Consider the following 18394-nt stretch of genomic DNA (forward strand, 5'->3'; position numbering starts at 1 on the left):
TCGCGGTGCGTCGGATGTCATTGCCGCGGCGGGGGGTCTGCTCTAGCGTTGAGGTAGTCGATCAGGAGGGGTCAGAGATGAATGCGGATGAGCTTGCGGGTGACCCGCAGTTCGTGACCGAACTCCTCTTCACGGACGGGCTTCCGGCCATGGATGACGAGGTCGGCTATCGCGGTGCGGTCGCCGCGCGTGCGGCCGGGATCACCTACCGGCAGCTCGACTACTGGGCCCGCACCGAGCTGGTCGTCCCCACCGTTCGCGGTGCGAGCGGCTCGGGATCGCAGCGTCTCTACGGCTTCCGGGACATCCTCGTGCTCAAGCTCGTCAAGCGCCTGCTCGACACCGGCATCTCGCTGCAGCAGATCCGCACCGCCGTCGAGCAGCTGCGCGCCGCGGGCATCCGCGATCTCGCCGGAACCACGCTGATGAGCGACGGCGCATCGGTCTACCTGTGCACCTCGAATGACGAGGTCATCGACCTCGTCAGCCGCGGGCAGGGGGTGTTCGGCATCGCCGTCGGCAAGGTGCTGCGCGAGGTGGAGTCCACGCTCGTGGAGTTCGACCCCACGGCACCCGACCCGGTCGACGAGCTCGCCGCGCGTCGCAAGAAGCGCACGGCCTGACCGCGCGAACTCGCGCCGCAGACGGACTCGCGCCGCAGACAGATGAAGCCCGCTCCATGAGCGGGCTTCCTGCGTTGCGGAGGAGGGATCAGGCCTGCGGGCCGGTCTCCGGCACGGGCACGCGACCGGCACGCACGATGCGGTCGAGCAGCAGGTCGAAGTCGGCGGCGAGCTCCTGAGCGGAATCGCCCGGCCAGATGTGCAGGGGCTTGGCGGCACCCTGCGCCTGCTGCAGCGAGGTGCGCTCGGGCAGCTGCGGGCTCAGCACCAGCGGGCCGAACATGTCGCGCAGCTCCTTGATGCGGAACTGGTGCTCGATCGACTGCGGGCGCACGCGGTTCACGACGATGCCCAGCGGCTGAAGACGGGGGGAGAGACCGCGGCGGATCTCCTCGATGGCACGCAGCGCGCGGTCGGCGGCGGCGACCGAGAACAGACCGGGCTCGGTGACGACCATCACGCGGTCGCTCGCGGCCCAGGCAGTCCGCGTCAGGGCGTTCAGCGACGGTGCGCAGTCGATGAGCACCAGGTCGTACTCGCCCTCGACGCCGGCCAGCGCCTCTTCGAGCTTCCACACGTCGCGCACGCTGGGGTGCGGGCCGTCGAAGTTGATCGCGGAGGGGCTGCCGATGAGCACGTCGATCGTGCCCGGATGCACTTTGGCCCACCCGCTGGTGGTGATCGCCTGACGGACGACCTTCTCCTTGGGGTTGGCCAGCACGTCGGCGATGTTCAGGCGCCCCGCGATCTGGATGTCCATCCCGGTGGAGACATCGGACTGCGGGTCGAGGTCGACGACGAGGGTACGGATGCCGCGGGCGAAGGCCGCGGAAGCGAGACCGAGGGTCACGGTCGTCTTTCCGACGCCTCCCTTGAGGGAGCTGACGCTGAGTACGTGCACGACCTACACGTTACCTTGCCCTAGTCTGGGGGGACACTCAGCCCCGCCCAGCGCGCTCACATCTGTGCGCTACGACCTCTCCAGAGGTGTGCATGTTTCAGAAGATCCTGGTGGCCAATCGCGGTGAGATCGCGATCCGCGCATTCCGTGCGGCGTATGAGGTGGGGGCGCGCACCGTCGCCGTCTTCCCGTGGGAGGACAGGGGCTCGCTGCACAGGCTGAAGGCTGATGAGGCGTACGAGATCGGCGAGCGCGGCCACCCCGTGCAGGCGTACCTGGACATCGATGCGATCATCGAGGTCGCGGTCGACGCCGGCGCCGATGCGATCTACCCCGGATACGGTTTCCTGTCCGAGAACCCCGAGCTGGCCGAGAAGGCCGCGGCCGCGGGCATCACCTTCATCGGCCCGCCCGCGTCGGTGCTCGAGATGGCGGGCAACAAGGTCGAGGCCAAGCGGCACGCGATCGAGGCCGGTGTGCCGGTGCTGCGCTCGACCGAGGCATCCGACGATGTCGATGCGCTGGTCGCGCAGTCCGACGACATCGGCTTCCCGCTCTTCGCCAAGGCCGTCGCCGGCGGCGGCGGGCGCGGCATGCGCCGGGTCGAGACGAAGGACGAGCTCGCCCCGGCGCTGGCCGAGGCGATGCGCGAAGCCGGAGCCGCATTCGGGGACGCCCGCATGTTCCTCGAGCAGGCCGTGCTGCGCCCCCGTCACATCGAGGTGCAGATCCTCGCCGACGGACAGGGGAGCACCGTGCACCTGTTCGAGCGGGACTGCTCGGTGCAGCGCCGCCACCAGAAGGTGATCGAGATCGCACCGGCGCCGAACCTCGACGACAGCATCCGCGCCGACCTGCACCGGCACGCGATCGCCTTCGCGGAGTCGATCGGCTACCAGAACGCCGGCACCGTCGAGTTCCTGCTCGAGACCGCAGGACCGCGCACGGGCGAAGTCGTCTTCATCGAGATGAACCCGCGCATCCAGGTGGAGCACACCGTGACCGAGGAGGTGACCGACGTCGACCTGGTGCGCGCGCAGATGCAGATCGCCGACGGCGCCACCCTGGCCGACCTCCGCCTCGAGCAGGACGACATCCGCCTGCGCGGCGCCGCGCTGCAGTGCCGCATCACGACCGAGGATCCCACGCAGGGATTCCGCCCGGACACCGGGAAGATCACCACCTATCGGTCACCCGGCGGGGCCGGTGTCCGGCTCGACGGCGGTACGACGGCCGCGGGGGCGCAGATCAGCCCGTACTTCGATTCGATGCTCTCCAAGCTCACCTGCCGCGGCCGCTCCTTCGAGAGCGCCGTCTCACGCGCGCGGCGCGCTCTGGCGGAGTTCCGCATCCGCGGTGTCTCGACGAACATCCCGTTCCTGCAGGCGGTGCTCGACGACCCGGCGTTCGCCGCGGGTGACCTGTCGACGTCGTTCATCGACGAGCGCCCCGAACTGCTGCGTGGACGCGTGTCGAAGGACCGCGGCACGAAGATCCTGAACTGGCTGGTCGACGTCACCGTCAACAAGCCGCACGGCGAGAACCCGCTCGCCACCCCGCCGGCGCACAAGCTGCCCGCGGTCGATCTGAGCGCGCCCGCACCGGACGGGTCGCGGCAGCGGCTGCAGGAGCTGGGCCCTGCCGGCTTCGCCGCGGCGCTTCGGGCGCAGCGCCCGCTCGCGGTCACCGACACCACGTTCCGCGATGCGCACCAGTCGCTGCTGGCGACCCGGGTGCGCACCCGCGACCTCGTCGCGGTCGCCCCCTATGTGGCGCGCACGACCCCGAAGCTGCTGTCGGTCGAGGCCTGGGGCGGGGCGACGTACGACGTCGCACTGCGGTTCCTGGGCGAGGACCCGTGGGAGCGTCTGGCGGCGCTGCGCGAGGCGCTGCCCAACATCAACATCCAGATGCTGCTGCGCGGCCGCAACACCGTCGGCTACACGCCGTACCCCACCGAGGTGACCGACGCCTTCGTGCGCGAGGCCGCGGCCACGGGGGTCGACATCTTCCGCATCTTCGACGCGCTCAACGACGTCTCGCAGATGCGACCCGCCATCGACGCCGTGCTCGAGACGGGCACGGCCGTCGCCGAGGGGGCCCTCTGCTACACCGGAGACCTGCTCAACCCCGGCGAGCAGCTGTACACCCTCGACTACTACCTGCGCCTGGCGGAGCAGATGGTCGAGGCCGGCGCGCACGTGATCGGCATCAAGGACATGGCGGGTCTGCTGCGTCCCGCCGCGGCCGCGCGGCTGGTCACCGCCCTGCGCGAGCGGTTCGACCAGCCGGTGCACGTGCACACGCACGACACGGCGGGTGGTCAGCTGGCGACGCTGCTGGCGGCGAGTGACGCAGGGGCGGATGCTGTCGATGCGGCGTCCGCGCCGATGTCGGGCACCACCAGCCAGCCGTCGCTGTCGGCACTGATCGCGGCGCTCGCGCACACCGATCGCGACACCGGCATCGACCTGCAGGCGGCGGCCGACCTGGAGCCGTACTGGGAGGCGACCCGCCACCTATATCGGCCGTTCGAGTCGGGACTGCCCGGCCCCACCGGTCGCGTGTACCACCACGAGATCCCCGGGGGACAGCTCTCGAACCTGCGTCAGCAGGCGATCGCGCTCGGCTTGGCCTCCGACTTCGAGCTCATCGAGAACATGTACGCCTCGGCCGACCGCATCCTCGGCCGCGTGCCGAAGGTGACGCCGTCGTCGAAGGTCGTGGGCGACCTCGCCCTGCACCTCGCGGCTGTCAAGGCCGACCCGGCGGATTTCGAGGCGAACCCCGAGAAGTACGACATCCCCGACTCGGTCGTCGGCTTCATGTCGGGCGAACTGGGGGATCTGCCCGGTGGGTGGCCCGAGCCGTTCCGCAGCAAGGTGCTCGCGGGCCGCGCGGCGAGTGCGGGGATTACGCCGATCACCGATGCGCAGAGCGCCGCGTTGGAGGGGTCGTCTGAAGAGCGCCGCAGCATGCTGAACGAGCTGCTCTTCCCCGCACCCACCAAGACGTTCGTGCGCAGCCGCGAGGAGTACGGCGACCTGTCGGCCCTCGAGACCGGCGACTACCTCTACGGCCTGGTGCCGGGTGCCGAACACGCCGTCGACATCGAGCGCGGGGTGCGCCTGTACGTCGGGCTCGAGGCGATCGGTGCCGTCGATCCCAAGGGCATGCGCACGGTGATGACCACGCTGAACGGACAGCTGCGCCCGGTGACGGTGCGCGACCGATCGGTGGCGGTGGAGTCGCACGAGGTCGAGAAGGCCGACACCTCCAAGCCGGGCCAGGTGGCGGCTCCCTTCTCGGGGGCGGTCACCCTGAAGGTCGAGGAGGGCAGCGTGGTGCGCGCCGGCGACGCGGTCGCCTCGATCGAGGCGATGAAGATGGAGGCGGCGATCACCGCGTCCGTCGACGGCGTCGTGGAGCGGCTCGCGATCGGTCAGACGCAGCAGGTGGATGCCGGTGATCTTTTGCTCGTGATCCGTCCGGAGCACTAATCTTGGGCGGGCGCATATCTGCGCCGGAGCTTGGAGTTGAACCGTGACCCCGAAGAACCCTGTCGATCCCGAAGGGGATGATTCCCTGGGAGTGCTGGACGACACCCCGTCCTCCGATACCACCGGAATCGGCCTGCACGGCGGTACCGCCCAGGTGAACGTCGCGCTGCCGACCGGCGCCGACGACGACGATCTCATCGATGACGAGATCGTCGATGGAGAGCTGGAACCGGCAGAGATCGTCTCCGATCTGATCCTCGACACCTCGGCCGTCGCCGATCCCGACACCGTCGCCCGCATCGAGCAGGAGGCGCCGGCGATCGTCATCGAGCTGCCGGCCGAGCAGCTCGCGGCCCAGCCGCAGGAAGTGGACGACGAGACCGACACCGGCTCCGTCGAGGCGACCGCCCAGGATGAGGAGATCACTCAGGACGAGGCGGTCGCCGACGAGGCCGCTGCCGAGACCGCGGAGATCGTCATCGAGAACGAAGACGTCGTCCCCGAGGACGACGCAGCCCGGAACGCCGGGGACGAGGATCTCGAACCTGAGGGACTTGACGCCGAGGTACCCGAGACCGAGGGTCTCGAGTCAGAGGTCGTCGAGACGGAGGATCTCGAGGCCCCCGAGACGGCGGATCTCGAGACCGAGGACCTCGATCCCGGCAACGTGGACGCCGAGGAGCCCGCTGCTGAGGAGCCCGACGCCGCGGAGCCCGACGCCGCGGAGCCCGTTGCCGAGGAGCCCGGCACCGTGGCATCCGACGAGACGGACGCCGACGCCGACACCGCACCCGATGCGGAGGATGCCGAGCCCGCCGGGACGGCACCGCAGCAGGCGGAGCCGGTGGCATCCGAGACAGGCGCCGCATCGGCATCCGAGTCAGACACCGCATCGAGCGACCTCGACGCCGACCGGCTCGCGCACCTCGAATCGGTCGTCGCCGCGGCCAAGGCGCAGCTGCGCGACGCCATGGCACCGACGAACTCGGACGAGGCGCCCGAGAAGCAGAGCGAAGCCCGACCGGAGTCGGCCGAGCCCGAAGAGGAGATCAGTCCCGTGGCGAACGACGACCGCGCGCCGGTGGCGCGCCCCGCAGCCGGCAGCACCCGTCCGCACAGTGAATCGCCGAGCCCGAACGCCGAAGTCGCGCTGACCTCGAAGCGATTGGACGACCTCGGTGCGTCCCAGCGCGAGAGCGCCGACCTGCTCACCGCCGACCGCCTCCTCGAGCCGTCGCGCGTCGCCAAGCCCGAACCGGAGGGCACCTGGAGCCACCTGCTGTACGCGATCTCGGGCGGCCGCATCAACGTGGGCGACAGCCGCAAGGCCCGCGAGCGCAAGGAGCTCAACGCGCGCATCGCCGCGCCGATGACGGGAGCCGCGCGCTTCGTGCCCGTGCTCTCGCGCAAGGGCGGCGTCGGCAAGACCACCGTCACCGCCCTGCTCGGCATGGCGCTGGCCGACGCGCGCGATGACCGCGTGATCGCGGTCGACGCCAACCCCGACCGCGGCACGCTCGCCGAGCGCGTCGTCGGTGCACACTCCAAGTCGGTGCGCGACATGGTGCGCGCACAGCACGACATCCGGGGCTTCCACGACATCTCGGCCCTGGTCGCACGCGACGAGACCCGACTGGACGTGCTGGCATCGGATGCTGATCCGCGCGTGTCCGAGGCCTTCGGCGACGCCGACTACCGCGAAGTCGCGACCATCGCGGCGCAGTACTACTCGCTCGTGCTCACCGATTCCGGCACCGGGATCGTGCACTCCGTGATGGGCGCGACGCTCGACCTCGCCGATCAGATCGTGATCGTCTCCGGCCTCAGCGTCGACGAGGCGCGTCTGGCATCGGAGACGCTGACCTGGCTCGAGACCAACGGCTACGCCGGACTCGCCCGAGAGGCGATCGTCGTGCTGAACCAGTCGACCCCCGGTGCGCCGCTGGTGCGCCTGGGCGAGCTCGAATCGCACTTCTCGACCCGCGCCAAGCACGTGCTGCGTGTGCCGTACGACCCGCAGATCGCCGGGGGCGGTGCGATCGATTTCGCCAGCCTGCAGCCGGCGACCCGGCAGGCCGCTCGCAAGATCGCGGCGATCCTCGTCGAGGGTCTGCGCGCCAGGGCCGCCTGATGACGGTGCGTGAGATCCGTCTGTACGGCGACCCGGTGCTGCGCACGCCCAGCGCCGCCATCGAAGAGATCGATGACGGCGTGCGCGCGCTGATCGCCGACCTCGTCGACACCGTCGAGCTGCCCGGCCGCGCCGGCGTCGCCGCGAACCAGATCGGGTTCGCGCTGCGCGCGTTCAGCTACAACATCGATGGCGACATCGGCTACATCATCAACCCCGTGCTCACCGAGGTGCGCGGCGACCCGGTGCCCATCGGCGAGGGCTGCCTCTCCGTGCCGGGCCTGTGGCATGACACCCCGCGCCACCCCTGGGCGCGCGTGGAGGGGATCGACCTCGACGGCGCCCCCGTGGTGCTCGAGGGCGAGGGGCTGCTCGCCCAGGCGCTGCAGCATGAGACCGATCACCTCGACGGACGGGTGTACCTGAGCCGTCTGGAAGGCGAGACCCGGAAGACCGCGATGCGCCAGGTGCGCGAGAGCGACTGGTTCTGAGACCCGACAGACAGCATGAGAACGGCCCCGCTCGCGCGGGGCCGTTCTCATGGGACGGGCGCTCAGCCGAGCGGCGTCGTCGTGGTCTGCACCGGCTCGTCGTAGATCTCGGCGATCTCGCCGGCGAAGTCCTGCAGGATGACGTTCCGCTTGATCGACATCTTCGGTGTCAGGTGCCCGCTCGCCTCGGTCCACTCGCTGCCCAGGATCGTGAACTTGCGGATCGACTCGGCGCGCGACACGGTCTTGTTCGCGCGGTCGATCGCCCGCTGCACCTCATCGCGCACGGCGGCGTTGTGGCTGGCTTCGGCAAGCGACATCTCGGCCGGCAGCCCGTTGTTGGCCAGCCAGGTCGGCAGCATCTCGCTGTCGAGCGTGATCAGCGCCGAGATGAACGGCTTCTGGTCGCCGAGCACCACGACCTGTCCGACGATCGGGTTCGAGCGGATCGGGTCCTCGAGCGCCGCCGGTGCGACGTTCTTGCCACCGGCGGTGACGATGATCTCCTTCTTGCGGCCGGTGATCGTCAGGAAGCCCTCGGCGTCGAAGCTGCCGAGATCGCCGGTGCGGAACCACCCGTCGTCGAACGAGGCCGCGGTCGCCTCGGGGTTGTTCCAGTACTCCTTGAAGACGTTGATGCCCTTGACCTCGATCTCGCCATCGTCGGCGAGACGCACGCCGACGCCGGGGAGCGCGGGGCCGACCGTGCCGATCTTCGACTTGTGGGCGAGGTTGACGGTGGCCGGGGCGGTCGTCTCGGTCAGGCCGTAGCCCTCGAGGATCACGACACCGAGGCTGTGGAAGAAGTGGCCGAGGCGTGAGCCCAGCGGTGCCGATCCCGACACCGCGTACGAGACGTTGCCGCCCATCGCCTCGCGCAGCTTGGCGTAGACGAGCTTGTCGAACAGCGCGAACTTCAGGCGCAGGCCGAGCGGCACCTTCTTGCCCTCTTCGAGCAGCTTGGAGTGCTCGACGGCGGCGGCGGCCGCGGCGCGGAAGATCTTGCCCTTGCCGCCGGCCTCGGCCTTCTGCTCGGCGGAGTTGTACACCTTCTCGAACACGCGGGGGACCGCGAGCAGGAAGGTCGGCTTGAACGAGCCGAGTGCGGGGAGCAGCTGCTTGGTGTCGGGCTGGTGCCCGGTGCGCACCCCGGAGTGCACTGCGAGGATCGAGATGAAGCGCGCGAAGACGTGTGCGGTGGTGAGGAACAGCAGTGTCGAGGCGCCCGGTGCCGAGACCACGGCGTCCAGCGCCTTCGCCGAGTTGCGCGAGAGCTCCACGAAGTTGCTGTGGGTGAGCACGCAGCCCTTCGGGCGGCCGGTCGACCCGGAGGTGTAGATCAGCGTGGCGATGTCGGAGCCGTTCGCGATCTGGCGGCGGCGTTCGATCTCGGCATCCTCCACCTCCGCGCCCTGCGCGGTGAGGGCGTCGATCGCGCCCAGGTGCAGCTGCCAGATCTCGCGCACGAGCGGAAGATCGCCGCGCACCTCGTCGGCACGCGTGAAGTGCTCGGCGGACTCGACGATCAGCGCGGTCGCACCGGAGTCCTCCATGATCCACTGGATCTGCGAGGGCGAGCTGGTCTCGTAGATCGGCACCATCACCGCTCCGGCGTAGAACAGCGCGAAGTCGATGAGAGTCCACTCGTAGGTGGTGCGGGCGATGAAGCCGATCTTCTCTCCCGGCTGCACGCCGGCGGCGACGAAGCCCTTCGCCAGGGCGATGACGGCGGTCTCGAAATCCTTGGCCGAGACATTGCGCCACCCGTCGCCTTCGGGAACTCCGAAGAGGGCGAGATCGGGAGTCAGCCGCACGCGCTCGACCAGCAGGTCGGCGACATTGGCCTCGGGGTCGGCGGGGACGATCGCGGGGACTTCGAACTGGGCCACGGCAGCTCCTTCGGTACCGGTCGGACGGGTAGTCCTTCGAGTGTATGGCATGGAATCGAGTCGCAGTGCATGTGGGACTCGGTCGCGTTGCCCGCAGCGACGCTAGACTGCGAGACGATGTTCTACTGGCTGATGAAGTACGTGGCGATCGGCCCGCTGGTCAAGGCGATCTTCCGCCCCTGGGTGACGGGGCAGGACAACGTGCCCGCCACCGGCGCGGCCATCCTGGCGAGCAATCACCTCTCGTTCGCCGACTCGATCTTCCTGCCGCTGCTGCTGGATCGTCCCATGTCGTTCCTCGCCAAGAGCGATTACTTCACCGGGCGGGGGATCCGCGGCTGGGCGACCAGGGTGTTCATGAAGGGCACCGGGCAGATCCCGATCGACCGCTCAGGAGGCAAGGCCAGCGAAGCGTCGTTGAACACCGGTCTGCAGATCCTCGGGCGGGGCGACCTGCTCGGCATCTATCCCGAGGGCACCCGCAGTCCCGACGGCCGCCTGTACCGAGGTCGCACCGGCATCGCGCGCATGGCGCTCGAGGCGAAGGTGCCGGTGATCCCGGTGGTGATGGTCGACACCGACACCGCGATGCCGATCGGCAAGCGCGTCCCCAACGTGATGCGCGTCGGCGCCGTCATCGGCGAACCGCTCGACTTCTCGCGCTACGCCGGCATGGAGAACGACCGCTACATCCTGCGCGCCGTCACCGACGAGATCATGATCGCCCTGCAGCGTCTCGGCGCCCAGCAGTACGACGACGTGTACGCCTCCACCGTGAAGGACCGCCTGCCCTCGGCATCCGCCCGCTGACGCGTCTCTCGCCCCGTCACGGCGCGCATCGCGACCACCTCCGACGGCTAAGCTGGGACGATGCTTCCCTCGCACTCCGACCTCGACGTGTGGCGCTCACTCCCGATCAAGCAGCAGCCGCAGTGGCCCGATGCCGAGCACGTGGCCGATGTCTCGTCGCAGATCGCCGCGCTGCCGCCCCTCGTCTTCGCCGGTGAGGTCGACAATCTGCGCACCCGCCTCGCGCGCGCAGCGTCGGGACAGGCGTTCCTGCTTCAGGGCGGCGACTGCGCTGAGACGTTCGCCGGTGCGACCGCCGATCAGATCCGCAACCGCATCAAGACGGTGCTGCAGATGGCGGTCGTGCTGACGTACGGCGCGTCGATGCCGGTCGTGAAGATGGGCCGCATGGCGGGACAGTTCGCCAAGCCCCGCTCGAGTGACACCGAGACCCGCGGCGAGGTGACGCTGCCGGCCTACCGCGGTGACATCGTCAACGGCTACGACTTCACCGAGTCCTCGCGTCGCGCCGACCCCGGGCGCCTGCTGCAGGGCTACCACATGGCCTCGTCGACGCTGAACCTCATCCGCGCCTTCACGCAGGGCGGTTTCGCCGACCTGCGCGAGGTGCACTCGTGGAACAAGGGCTTCGCGCAGAACCCGGCCAACCAGCGCTACGAGCGGATGGCCGCTGAGATCGATCGCGCGATCAAGTTCATGGAGGCGGCCGGCGCCGACTTCGAGGAGCTCAAGCGCGTGGAGTTCTTCACCGGGCACGAGGGCCTGCTGATGGATTACGAGCGTCCGATGACCCGCATCGACTCGCGCACCGACACGCCGTACAACACCTCGGCGCACTTCCTCTGGATCGGTGAGCGCACCCGCGACCTCGACGGCGCCCACGTGGACTACTTCTCGCGCATCCGCAACCCCATCGGCGTCAAGCTCGGCCCCACCACGACGCACGAGACGGCCCTCGCGCTGATCGACAAGCTCGACCCGCACCGCGAGCCGGGGCGCCTGACGTTCATCACGCGCATGGGCGCAGGCAGGATTCGCGACGCTCTGCCCCCGCTGCTCGAGGCCGTGAGGGACTCCGGGGCGACTCCGCTGTGGGTCACCGACCCCATGCACGGCAACGGCATCACCACGCCGAGCGGATACAAGACGCGACGCTTCGACGATGTGGTCGACGAGGTGCGCGGGTTCTTCGAGGCGCACCGCGCGGTGGGCACGTTCCCCGGCGGCATCCACGTCGAGCTCACCGGCGACGACGTCACCGAGTGCCTCGGAGGCTCCGAGCAGATCGACGAGGCCGGTCTGGCCACGCGGTACGAGAGCCTGTGCGACCCGCGTCTGAACCACATGCAGAGTCTCGAGCTGGCGTTCCTCGTCGCCGAGGAGCTCGAGAAGCGCTGACCCGTGCCCCTGCGGCTCGGCTCAGCCGAGCTTGCGCAGGGCGTCCTCGGCGGCGACCCAGGCCAGCATCGCGCACTTCACCCTGGCGACGTATCTCGACACCCCGCCGAGCGCTGCGGCGTCGCCGAGCAGCTCTGGGTCGGGCTCGATCCTGCCGCGTGAGCGCATCGCCTCGCGGAAGACGGCGATGCGGTGCTCGACGTCGGTGACCTCGAGGCCCTCGACGAGCTCGGCGAACAGCGAGGCGGATGCCTGCGAGATCGCGCACCCGTGCCCCTCCCACGCCACCGCCTCGATCGTTCCGTCGGCGGCGGCGTGCATCTGCAGCGTGATCTCATCGCCGCAGGTCGGGTTCAGCTGGTGCGACTGCGCCGCCACCTCGCCGCGCAGGCCGTAGCCGTGCGGTGTGCGCGAGTGATCGAGGATCAGCTCCTGATACATGCCCTGCAGGTCGGGCGAGGCCATCATGCCCTCCGGAAGAAGTCGATGCAGCGGGCGACGCCGTCGATGACCGCATCGACCTCGTCGCGGGTGGTGTACAGGTAGGTGCTGGCGCGGGTGGACGAGGTCACACCCAGCCGGCGGTGCAGCGGCTGCGCGCAGTGGTGCCCCACGCGCACGGCGATGCCGGTGTCGTCGAGGAACTGGCCGACGTCGTGCGAGTGGATGCCGGCGACGTCGAAGCTCGCCAGGCCGACCCGGGGGAGGTCGATGTCGCCGCCGAGCACGCGCACGCCGTCGATCGCCGACAGGCCCTCCACCAGCCGGGCGCCGAGCTCGGCCTCGTGCGCGGCGATGCGCGGCATCCCCACCTCCTGCAGGTACCGCACGGCCGCCGCCAGCGCGACCGCCTGCGACACCTTCTGCGTGCCCGCCTCGAAGCGCTGCGGCGGCGGCAGGTACTCCGCCTCGGTCGTGGTGACGGTCGTGATCATCGATCCTCCGGTGAGGAACGGCGGCATGACCTCGAGCAGCTCGCGACGCCCGTAGAGCGCGCCGATGCCGGTGGGGCCGAGCATCTTGTGTCCGGACAGCACGGCGAAGTCGACGCCGAGCGCCTTCACATCCAGCGGCAGGTGCGGTGCCGACTGGCAGGCGTCGAGCAGCACCAGGGCGCCGACCTCGTGCGCGGCGGCCACCAGCGACTCGACGGGGTTGATGACACCCAGCACGTTGGAGACGTGTGTGACGGCCACCAGGCGGGTGCGCGGTCCGATCAGCTCGGCGGCGGCGTCGAGACGCAGCGCGCCGTGGTCGTCGAGGGGAATGACGTGCAGGGTCGCCCCGGTGCGGGCGGCGAGCTCCTGCCAGGGGATGAGATTGGCGTGATGCTCCATCTCGGTCGTCACGATCTCATCGCCCGGTCCGAGCCGCAGCCGGTCGGCCTCGGGACCGCCGCGGCCGGCGGACGCGTTGGAGAGCGAGTAGGCGACGAGGTTGACGGCCTCGGTGGCGTTGGAGGTCCAGACGACCTCGTCCTCGTCGGCGCCGATGAACTCGGCGAGAGCGGTGCGGGCATCCTCGAACGCGATGGTGGCCTCGGATGCCAGGGTGTGCGCGCCGCGGTGCACGGCGGCGTTCAGCGTCGACGCGAACGACCGCTCGGCGTCGAGCACCGCCAGCGGGCGCTGCGAGGTCGCGCCCGAGTCGAGATAGATGAGCGGATGCCCGTTCACCCCCGTCTGGAGGATGGGGAAGTCCGCGCGCAGGCGCAGGACCTCGGCCTCGCGCAACGCGGGTTCGGTCAGGGGGACGGTGCTCATCCCTCTAGCTTCTCATCCGCGGCGGGGCAGTGCGCCGTCGAACCGATGACGGGTGTCAGGCGCTGACCGCGATCTGGATGTAGATCTCGGTGCCCTTCGCCCGCATGGCGCCGACCTCCGGATCGGTACCCTGCGCCTCGGTCAGCCCGTTGGGGACACCGCTCCAGAACGGCGCGAAGTCGACGGTGAACCCGGCGTCCTCGAGCTTCTGCACCGCCTCGTCACGGGTCAGCCCGGCCACTTCGGGCACGGCGAACAGCTGCGGTCCCTTGGACACCGTCAACGTCAGCGTGTCGCCTGGGTGCCAGCTGCCACCGCCCGGACGTTCGACGGTCTGCGCGATGACGCTGCCCTTCGCGACCGAATCGCTGAACTCCTCGGGCTTCTCCTCGGCGACCTCGAGACCGACGTCGTTCAGCGCCTGCACGGCCTCGTCGAGCGGCTTGCCGGTGACGTCGGGAACCGGCCCGAGCGACATCTGGATCAGCGCGGTGTCGTCCTCGAACACCTCGCAGCCGGTACCGCAGGCGTAGCTCTCGTCGCTGCCACGCGGGGTGATGCGCACATTGAGCACGCGATCGCGCTCGAGATCGGCGAAGTAGTCCTCGGTCTGCTCCTCGACGTTGATGTTGCTCGCCGCCAGCAGGTCGCGCACCTCCTGCTCGGTCTTTCCGCCGAGGTGGGGGAGGGTCTGCTGCGCCGGGCCGGTCGAGACCACGAGGGTCACCGTGCTGTCCTTCTCGACACGCTCACCGCTGCCGGGCGACGACTCGATCACCGCACCCGCGTCGACCTCCACCGAGGCACGCTCGCTGCGCTCGGGCACCAGGCCTTCAGCGGTGACCCTGGCCGCGGCATCCTCGTAGGTCATGCCGGCCACCGCCGGCACCGCGATGAGCGAGCCCGGCCCCGAGCCGAACCACCATCCGACACCGCCGGCGACGACGGCCAGCAGCAGCACCAGCGAAAGCAGCAGGGTGCCGCGCGCCCGGCGCCGGGTGGTTCGGCGCCGCAGTCGTGCGGCGTTGTCGACGCCCACGGCGGCATCCTCGGAGTGGTCGACGGTCGCCACGCCCGGCAGGATCTTCGTGACCGCTCCCGAGTCGTGCTCGCGCGCCGAGGGGGAGGGCGCCGTCACCACCGGGGTGACACCCAGCTCGCGCTCGATCGCACGCAGCCGCTCGAGCATCGCGCCGGCGTCCAGCGGACGCTCGTCTGGTGACTTCTCGGTCGCCCACAGCACGAGCTCGTCGAGCTGCTCGGGCACACCGGGGTTGCGCACACTGGGGCGCGGAACCTGCTCGGTCGCATGCTGGAACGCGATCTGCATCGGCTGCTCGCCCTGGTAGGGCTGCTCGCCGACGAGCATCTCGTAGAGCATGATGCCCAGGGCGTAGATGTCGCTGCGGGCGTCGGCGGTGCCGCGGGTGACCAGCTCGGGGGCGAGATAGGCGATGGTGCCCAGCAGCTGAGCCCCGGTCGCGGTGTTCGCGGTGGTGGCGCGGGCGAGCCCGAAGTCTCCGATCTTGATGCGGCCGTCCTCGGCGAGCAGCACGTTCTCGGGCTTGACGTCGCGGTGCACGATGCCGGCGCCGTGCGCGGCCGCCAGGCCCGACAGGATCGCGTCCATGATGGTGATGGTCTGCGGGATCGTCAGACGCTTCTGCTCGCGCATCAGCTCGCGCAGGGTGATGCCGGGAAGGTACTCCATCACCAGGTAGGCGAGCTCGCCGTCCTGTCCCTGATCGAAGACGTTGACCACGTGCGGGTCGGCCAGGCGGGCGGCTGCCCTGGCCTCCTGGATGAACCGGCTCTGGAACGCCGAGTCGTCGCTGAGGTGCGCGTGCATCACCTTGAGGGCGATGCGACGCTCCAGCCGCATGTCGGTGGCGACGTACACGGTCGCCATGCCGCCGCGTGCGATGCGTGCGCGCACACGGTACCTGCCGTCGACAAGCCTCCCGATGAGGGGGTCGGCCTGCGGAGTACTCACAGATGAAGTCTATGAAGAAGCGACGGCGAGCCCGCGCAGCGGCGCACCCCGGTGAGGTTTCGATCCGGTGACGACTGGGGCATCATCGGCGTGTCGCGCTCACAGCGTGGCGAGCCAGCGGTTCGCCTGCTGCTCCCACTGACCGTACTTCTGCGGGAACGCCGAGATCTGCACGGCCTGCGCCGCATCGGTGAACGCCATGTTCTGCCACCCGGCGATGTCGAGCAGGCCGCGGGTGGTGCGTCCGTTCGGATCCGAGCTGCCGCCGTAGAAGGCGCGGATGCTGCGATCGGCGTCGATGATCTGCGCGCGCGTCCCCCAACCCTGACTGGGGCGCTGCTGGAAGAGTCCGAGGGAGTCGCGGTCGCCGTGATCGAGATTGCGCATGGACGACTCGACCATCGCCGTCGCGAGGGCGATCGCGATGCCGCGGTCGGACACGCCGAGCTGCCTGCCCACGCGGATGATGTGCACGGCGTGCGCCTTCTGGGTGGAGTCGAGCGTCGTGAACCGCTGCGACGTCGGGGGAGCGGTGAGCCGCAGCGTCTGACCCGGGTAGATGATGCTGCCCTGTGCGAGACCGTTGGCCTGCAGCAGCACGCTCACCGTGGTGCCGTGCTTCTTCGCGATGCCGAACAGGGTGTCGCCGGCGACGACCTTGTGCGTCTCGGCCTTCTTGGCCGCCTTCGGTGCCGAGGCCTTGGGTGCCGAGGCCTTGGGTGCCGGCGTGGAAGCGGATGCCTGCGTGGCCGTGCCGCTGATGCGCAGCTTCTGGCCGGGGTGGATCATCGCCGAGGCGCCGAGACCGTTGGCGGCGATGATCGCCGCGACGGAGGTCTTGTACTTCTTGGCGATCGCGTAGACGGTGTCGCCGCGGACGACGGTGTGCGTGGCGGTGGTCGCGCCGGTGGACGCCGCGGGCGGCTTCGGTGCCGGGGCGGTGGCTCCCGCCCCGAGCCGCAGCTTCTGGCCGGGGTAGATGATCGATTGCCAGGAGAGGGCGTTCCAGGCGAGCACGTCGGCCGTGCGCAGGCCGTGGCGGGCGGCGATCGCGTAGACGGTATCGCCGGGCTTGACGGTATAGGTCTTCGTGGCCGTCGCGGCCGGTCGCACCTGGTGCGTCACGACTGCGCCGGGGGCGGCGGTGCTCGGGACGGTCAGCCGATGCAGGTCGCCGGCTTTCGCCGTGGCGCGCGCCGGTGTCTCCGCCTCGGCCGGGGCGACGGTGAGTACGGCGGCGAGTGTGCCGATCACGGCAGCGGGCGCCGTCAGCCTCACCGATGGCGCATACGTACGTGGGTGAGCGGTCATCGTGCGAGTGCGCATATCAATCATTTCCCCCTGATTCGATGAAGACACGCTGACACGGTTGTAAACCGTTGTCAACTGGAGTGACGGATGTGACGGATGTTGTTGATGACGGCTGCCGAAGGCCACGCGACGGGGATGAGATAGTGGAGAGGTGCCTGAGAACGCCCCTGAGACCTCCGACTGGCTGACGATCCCCGAGCTTGCCGAGGCGCTCGATGAAACGCCCGGTCGGGTGCGCCGCCTGCTCGACGAGCGCTACCTGATCGGCTCCCGCCGCAACGGCGCATTCGCCGTGCCCGCGGTCTTCGTCGTCGACGGGCGTCCGCTCTCGTCGCTGCGCGGCACCGTCATCGTGATGCAGGATGCCGCCTTCTCGGACGACGAGATCATCGACTGGCTGCTCGCCGAGGAGGAGACGCTGGGGCGCACCCCGATCGCGGCCCTGCTCGCCGGGCACAAGAGCGAGGTGCGTCGCGTCGCACGCGCTCTCGCCTGATCAGGCCGAGCGGGCGATCGCCGCACCGGCCAGCAGGTTCAGCGCCTCGGTCGCGCGCCGGTTCAGGCCCGCCGCCGCCAATGCCTGTTCTGCGGCCGCCGTGTACTCCTCGATCATCCCCTCGATGCGGTCGAGTGCTCCGCTGGCGCGGATCGTCCGCTGCAGCGCCTCGACATCGGCATCCGACAATCCCGGGTCGCCGATGCCGGCATCCAGCTCGCGGCGCGCGTCGGGCGAGAGTCGCTCGCGGGCGATCGCGATGAGCGCCGTGCGCTTTCCTTCGCGCAGGTCGTCTCCCGCCGGCTTGCCGGTGACGGCCGGATCGCCGAACACGCCGAGCACGTCGTCGCGCAGTTGGAACGCCATGCCGACCGGATGCCCGAAGGCGCGCAGCGCGGCGATGAGCGCATCTCCGCCTCCGGCGAGTGTGGCACCGAGCACGATCGGCTCCTCCACGCTGTAGCGGGCGGATTTCAGCGATGCCACGCGCAGCGCCCTCTCGAGCAGGGCCTGCGGGGGGCTCACGCTCCATGCCGACTCCTCGGTGATGTCGAGCATCTGGCCCACGGTGACGTCGCGGCGCATCTGGGCGTACTCCGCGCGCGTCGCAGCGGCGTGCGGATGCCCGGCGAGCGTCTGCTCGAGCAGATCGTCGCTCCAGGCGACCAGCAGGTCGCCGAGCAGCACGGCGGAGGAGCGCCCGAACGCCTCGGCGTCGCCGTGCCAGCCGGCGCGACGATGAGCCGCTTCCAGGGCGCGGTGAGCCGCGGGTCGTCCGCGTCGCGTGTCGGAGTTGTCGATGAGGTCGTCGTGCACCAGCGCCGCCGATTGGAAGACCTCCAGGGCTGCGGCCAGGCCGACCACGTCGGGGGCGACGGTGTCGTCGGTGCTGTCGGTCGCCGCCAGCCAGCCCGCGTGACAGAAGCGCGCGCGAAGTCGCTTTCCGCCGCTCAGCGTGTCGGCGGCGGCGTCGATGAAGAGCGTGGCCTCGGGACCGTAGTCGGCGCTTCGTGCGCGGATCTCATCGAGGAACCCGCCGAGGCGGACGGCGACGGCATCGGCCACGAGGGAAGGAGACACGATTCCCA

General features: G+C 69.9%; 14 protein-coding genes. 7 read left to right on the forward strand and 7 right to left on the reverse strand.

Annotated elements, in window-relative coordinates; genetic code table 11:
* Positions 1 to 77: 77 nt before the first annotated feature.
* Positions 78 to 623, forward strand: a complete 546-nt coding sequence (locus WDU99_RS00370) for a MerR family transcriptional regulator (RefSeq protein WP_337330450.1) — start codon at positions 78 to 80, stop codon at positions 621 to 623.
* Between the two features lie 88 nt (positions 624 to 711).
* Here WDU99_RS00370 and WDU99_RS00375 read toward each other — a convergent pair whose 3' ends face one another.
* Positions 712 to 1524: a ParA family protein gene (locus WDU99_RS00375; RefSeq protein ID WP_337330451.1), complete on the reverse strand. Its 813-nt coding sequence runs from the start codon at positions 1522 to 1524 to the stop codon at positions 712 to 714.
* 92 nt (positions 1525 to 1616) lie between these two features.
* On the opposite strand from WDU99_RS00375, the gene WDU99_RS00380 reads away from it, so the two are divergent.
* From WDU99_RS00380 to WDU99_RS00390, 3 genes are read left to right on the forward strand one after another with little or no spacing between them, the layout of a single operon-like run.
* Positions 1617 to 5024: a pyruvate carboxylase gene (locus tag WDU99_RS00380; RefSeq protein ID WP_337330452.1), complete on the forward strand. Its 3408-nt coding sequence runs from the start codon at positions 1617 to 1619 to the stop codon at positions 5022 to 5024.
* A 43-nt stretch (positions 5025 to 5067) separates the two neighbouring features.
* A complete protein-coding gene (locus WDU99_RS00385) occupies positions 5068 to 7155 on the forward strand; it encodes a nucleotide-binding protein (protein WP_337330453.1) in 2088 nt (695 codons plus the stop codon).
* Positions 7155 to 7646 (forward strand): peptide deformylase, encoded by a 492-nt coding sequence (locus tag WDU99_RS00390; RefSeq protein WP_337330454.1) that lies wholly within the window; start codon positions 7155 to 7157, stop codon positions 7644 to 7646. Before WDU99_RS00385 ends, WDU99_RS00390 begins: the two co-directional genes overlap by 1 nt.
* 62 nt (positions 7647 to 7708) lie before the next feature.
* Here WDU99_RS00390 and WDU99_RS00395 read toward each other — a convergent pair whose 3' ends face one another.
* Positions 7709 to 9535: an AMP-dependent synthetase/ligase gene (locus tag WDU99_RS00395; RefSeq protein ID WP_337330455.1), complete on the reverse strand. Its 1827-nt coding sequence runs from the start codon at positions 9533 to 9535 to the stop codon at positions 7709 to 7711.
* Between the two features lie 117 nt (positions 9536 to 9652).
* Here WDU99_RS00395 and WDU99_RS00400 point away from each other — a divergent pair, with 117 nt between their 5' ends.
* On the forward strand, positions 9653 to 10345 hold the full coding sequence (locus WDU99_RS00400) for a lysophospholipid acyltransferase family protein (RefSeq protein WP_337330456.1): 693 nt from the start codon (positions 9653 to 9655) through the stop codon (positions 10343 to 10345).
* Positions 10346 to 10405: 60 nt separating this feature from the next.
* Positions 10406 to 11743, forward strand: a complete 1338-nt coding sequence (locus WDU99_RS00405; RefSeq protein WP_337330457.1) for a class II 3-deoxy-7-phosphoheptulonate synthase — start codon at positions 10406 to 10408, stop codon at positions 11741 to 11743.
* A 21-nt stretch (positions 11744 to 11764) separates the two neighbouring features.
* On the opposite strand, the gene sufU is transcribed toward WDU99_RS00405, so the two are convergent.
* The 4 genes from sufU to WDU99_RS00425 all read right to left on the reverse strand — a co-directional run bounded on the left by sufU (position 11765) and on the right by WDU99_RS00425 (position 16825).
* Positions 11765 to 12208: a Fe-S cluster assembly sulfur transfer protein SufU gene (sufU, locus tag WDU99_RS00410; RefSeq protein ID WP_337330458.1), complete on the reverse strand. Its 444-nt coding sequence runs from the start codon at positions 12206 to 12208 to the stop codon at positions 11765 to 11767.
* A complete protein-coding gene (locus WDU99_RS00415; RefSeq protein WP_337330459.1) occupies positions 12208 to 13506 on the reverse strand; it encodes an aminotransferase class V-fold PLP-dependent enzyme in 1299 nt (432 codons plus the stop codon). Before WDU99_RS00415 ends, sufU begins: the two co-directional genes overlap by 1 nt.
* 55 nt (positions 13507 to 13561) lie before the next feature.
* Positions 13562 to 15499 carry a Stk1 family PASTA domain-containing Ser/Thr kinase gene (gene pknB, locus WDU99_RS00420; RefSeq protein WP_337330460.1) on the reverse strand — a complete coding sequence of 646 codons (1938 nt, stop codon included), beginning with the start codon at positions 15497 to 15499 and terminating at the stop codon, positions 13562 to 13564.
* Between the two features lie 99 nt (positions 15500 to 15598).
* On the reverse strand, positions 15599 to 16825 hold the full coding sequence (locus tag WDU99_RS00425; RefSeq protein ID WP_474199787.1) for a LysM peptidoglycan-binding domain-containing protein: 1227 nt from the start codon (positions 16823 to 16825) through the stop codon (positions 15599 to 15601).
* Positions 16826 to 16961: 136 nt separating this feature from the next.
* Here WDU99_RS00425 and WDU99_RS00430 point away from each other — a divergent pair, with 136 nt between their 5' ends.
* Positions 16962 to 17306, forward strand: a complete 345-nt coding sequence (locus WDU99_RS00430; protein ID WP_337330462.1) for an Rv2175c family DNA-binding protein — start codon at positions 16962 to 16964, stop codon at positions 17304 to 17306.
* Here WDU99_RS00430 and WDU99_RS00435 read toward each other — a convergent pair whose 3' ends face one another.
* On the reverse strand, positions 17307 to 18386 hold the full coding sequence (locus tag WDU99_RS00435) for a polyprenyl synthetase family protein (RefSeq protein ID WP_337330463.1): 1080 nt from the start codon (positions 18384 to 18386) through the stop codon (positions 17307 to 17309). It abuts the gene before it with no gap.
* Positions 18387 to 18394 lie beyond the last annotated feature (8 nt).

This window comes from Microbacterium bandirmense, from assembly GCF_037204185.1.
Classification (GTDB): Bacteria; Actinomycetota; Actinomycetes; order Actinomycetales; family Microbacteriaceae; genus Microbacterium; species Microbacterium bandirmense.

Bases quoted from the DNA above. Each gene is read 5' to 3' on its own strand.
- sufU (WP_337330458.1), bottom strand. From the start codon at position 12,208: ATGGCCTCGCCCGACCTGCAGGGCATGTATCAGGAGCTGATCCTCGAT.
- WDU99_RS00415 (WP_337330459.1), bottom strand. From the start codon at position 13,506: ATGAGCACCGTCCCCCTGACCGAACCCGCGTTGCGCGAGGCCGAGGTC.
- WDU99_RS00380 (WP_337330452.1), top strand. From the start codon at position 1,617: ATGTTTCAGAAGATCCTGGTGGCCAATCGCGGTGAGATCGCGATCCGC.
- WDU99_RS00405 (WP_337330457.1), top strand. From the start codon at position 10,406: ATGCTTCCCTCGCACTCCGACCTCGACGTGTGGCGCTCACTCCCGATC.
- WDU99_RS00400 (WP_337330456.1), top strand. From the start codon at position 9,653: ATGTTCTACTGGCTGATGAAGTACGTGGCGATCGGCCCGCTGGTCAAG.
- WDU99_RS00390 (WP_337330454.1), top strand. From the start codon at position 7,155: ATGACGGTGCGTGAGATCCGTCTGTACGGCGACCCGGTGCTGCGCACG.
- WDU99_RS00370 (WP_337330450.1), top strand. From the start codon at position 78: ATGAATGCGGATGAGCTTGCGGGTGACCCGCAGTTCGTGACCGAACTC.
- WDU99_RS00425 (WP_474199787.1), bottom strand. From the start codon at position 16,825: ATGCGCACTCGCACGATGACCGCTCACCCACGTACGTATGCGCCATCG.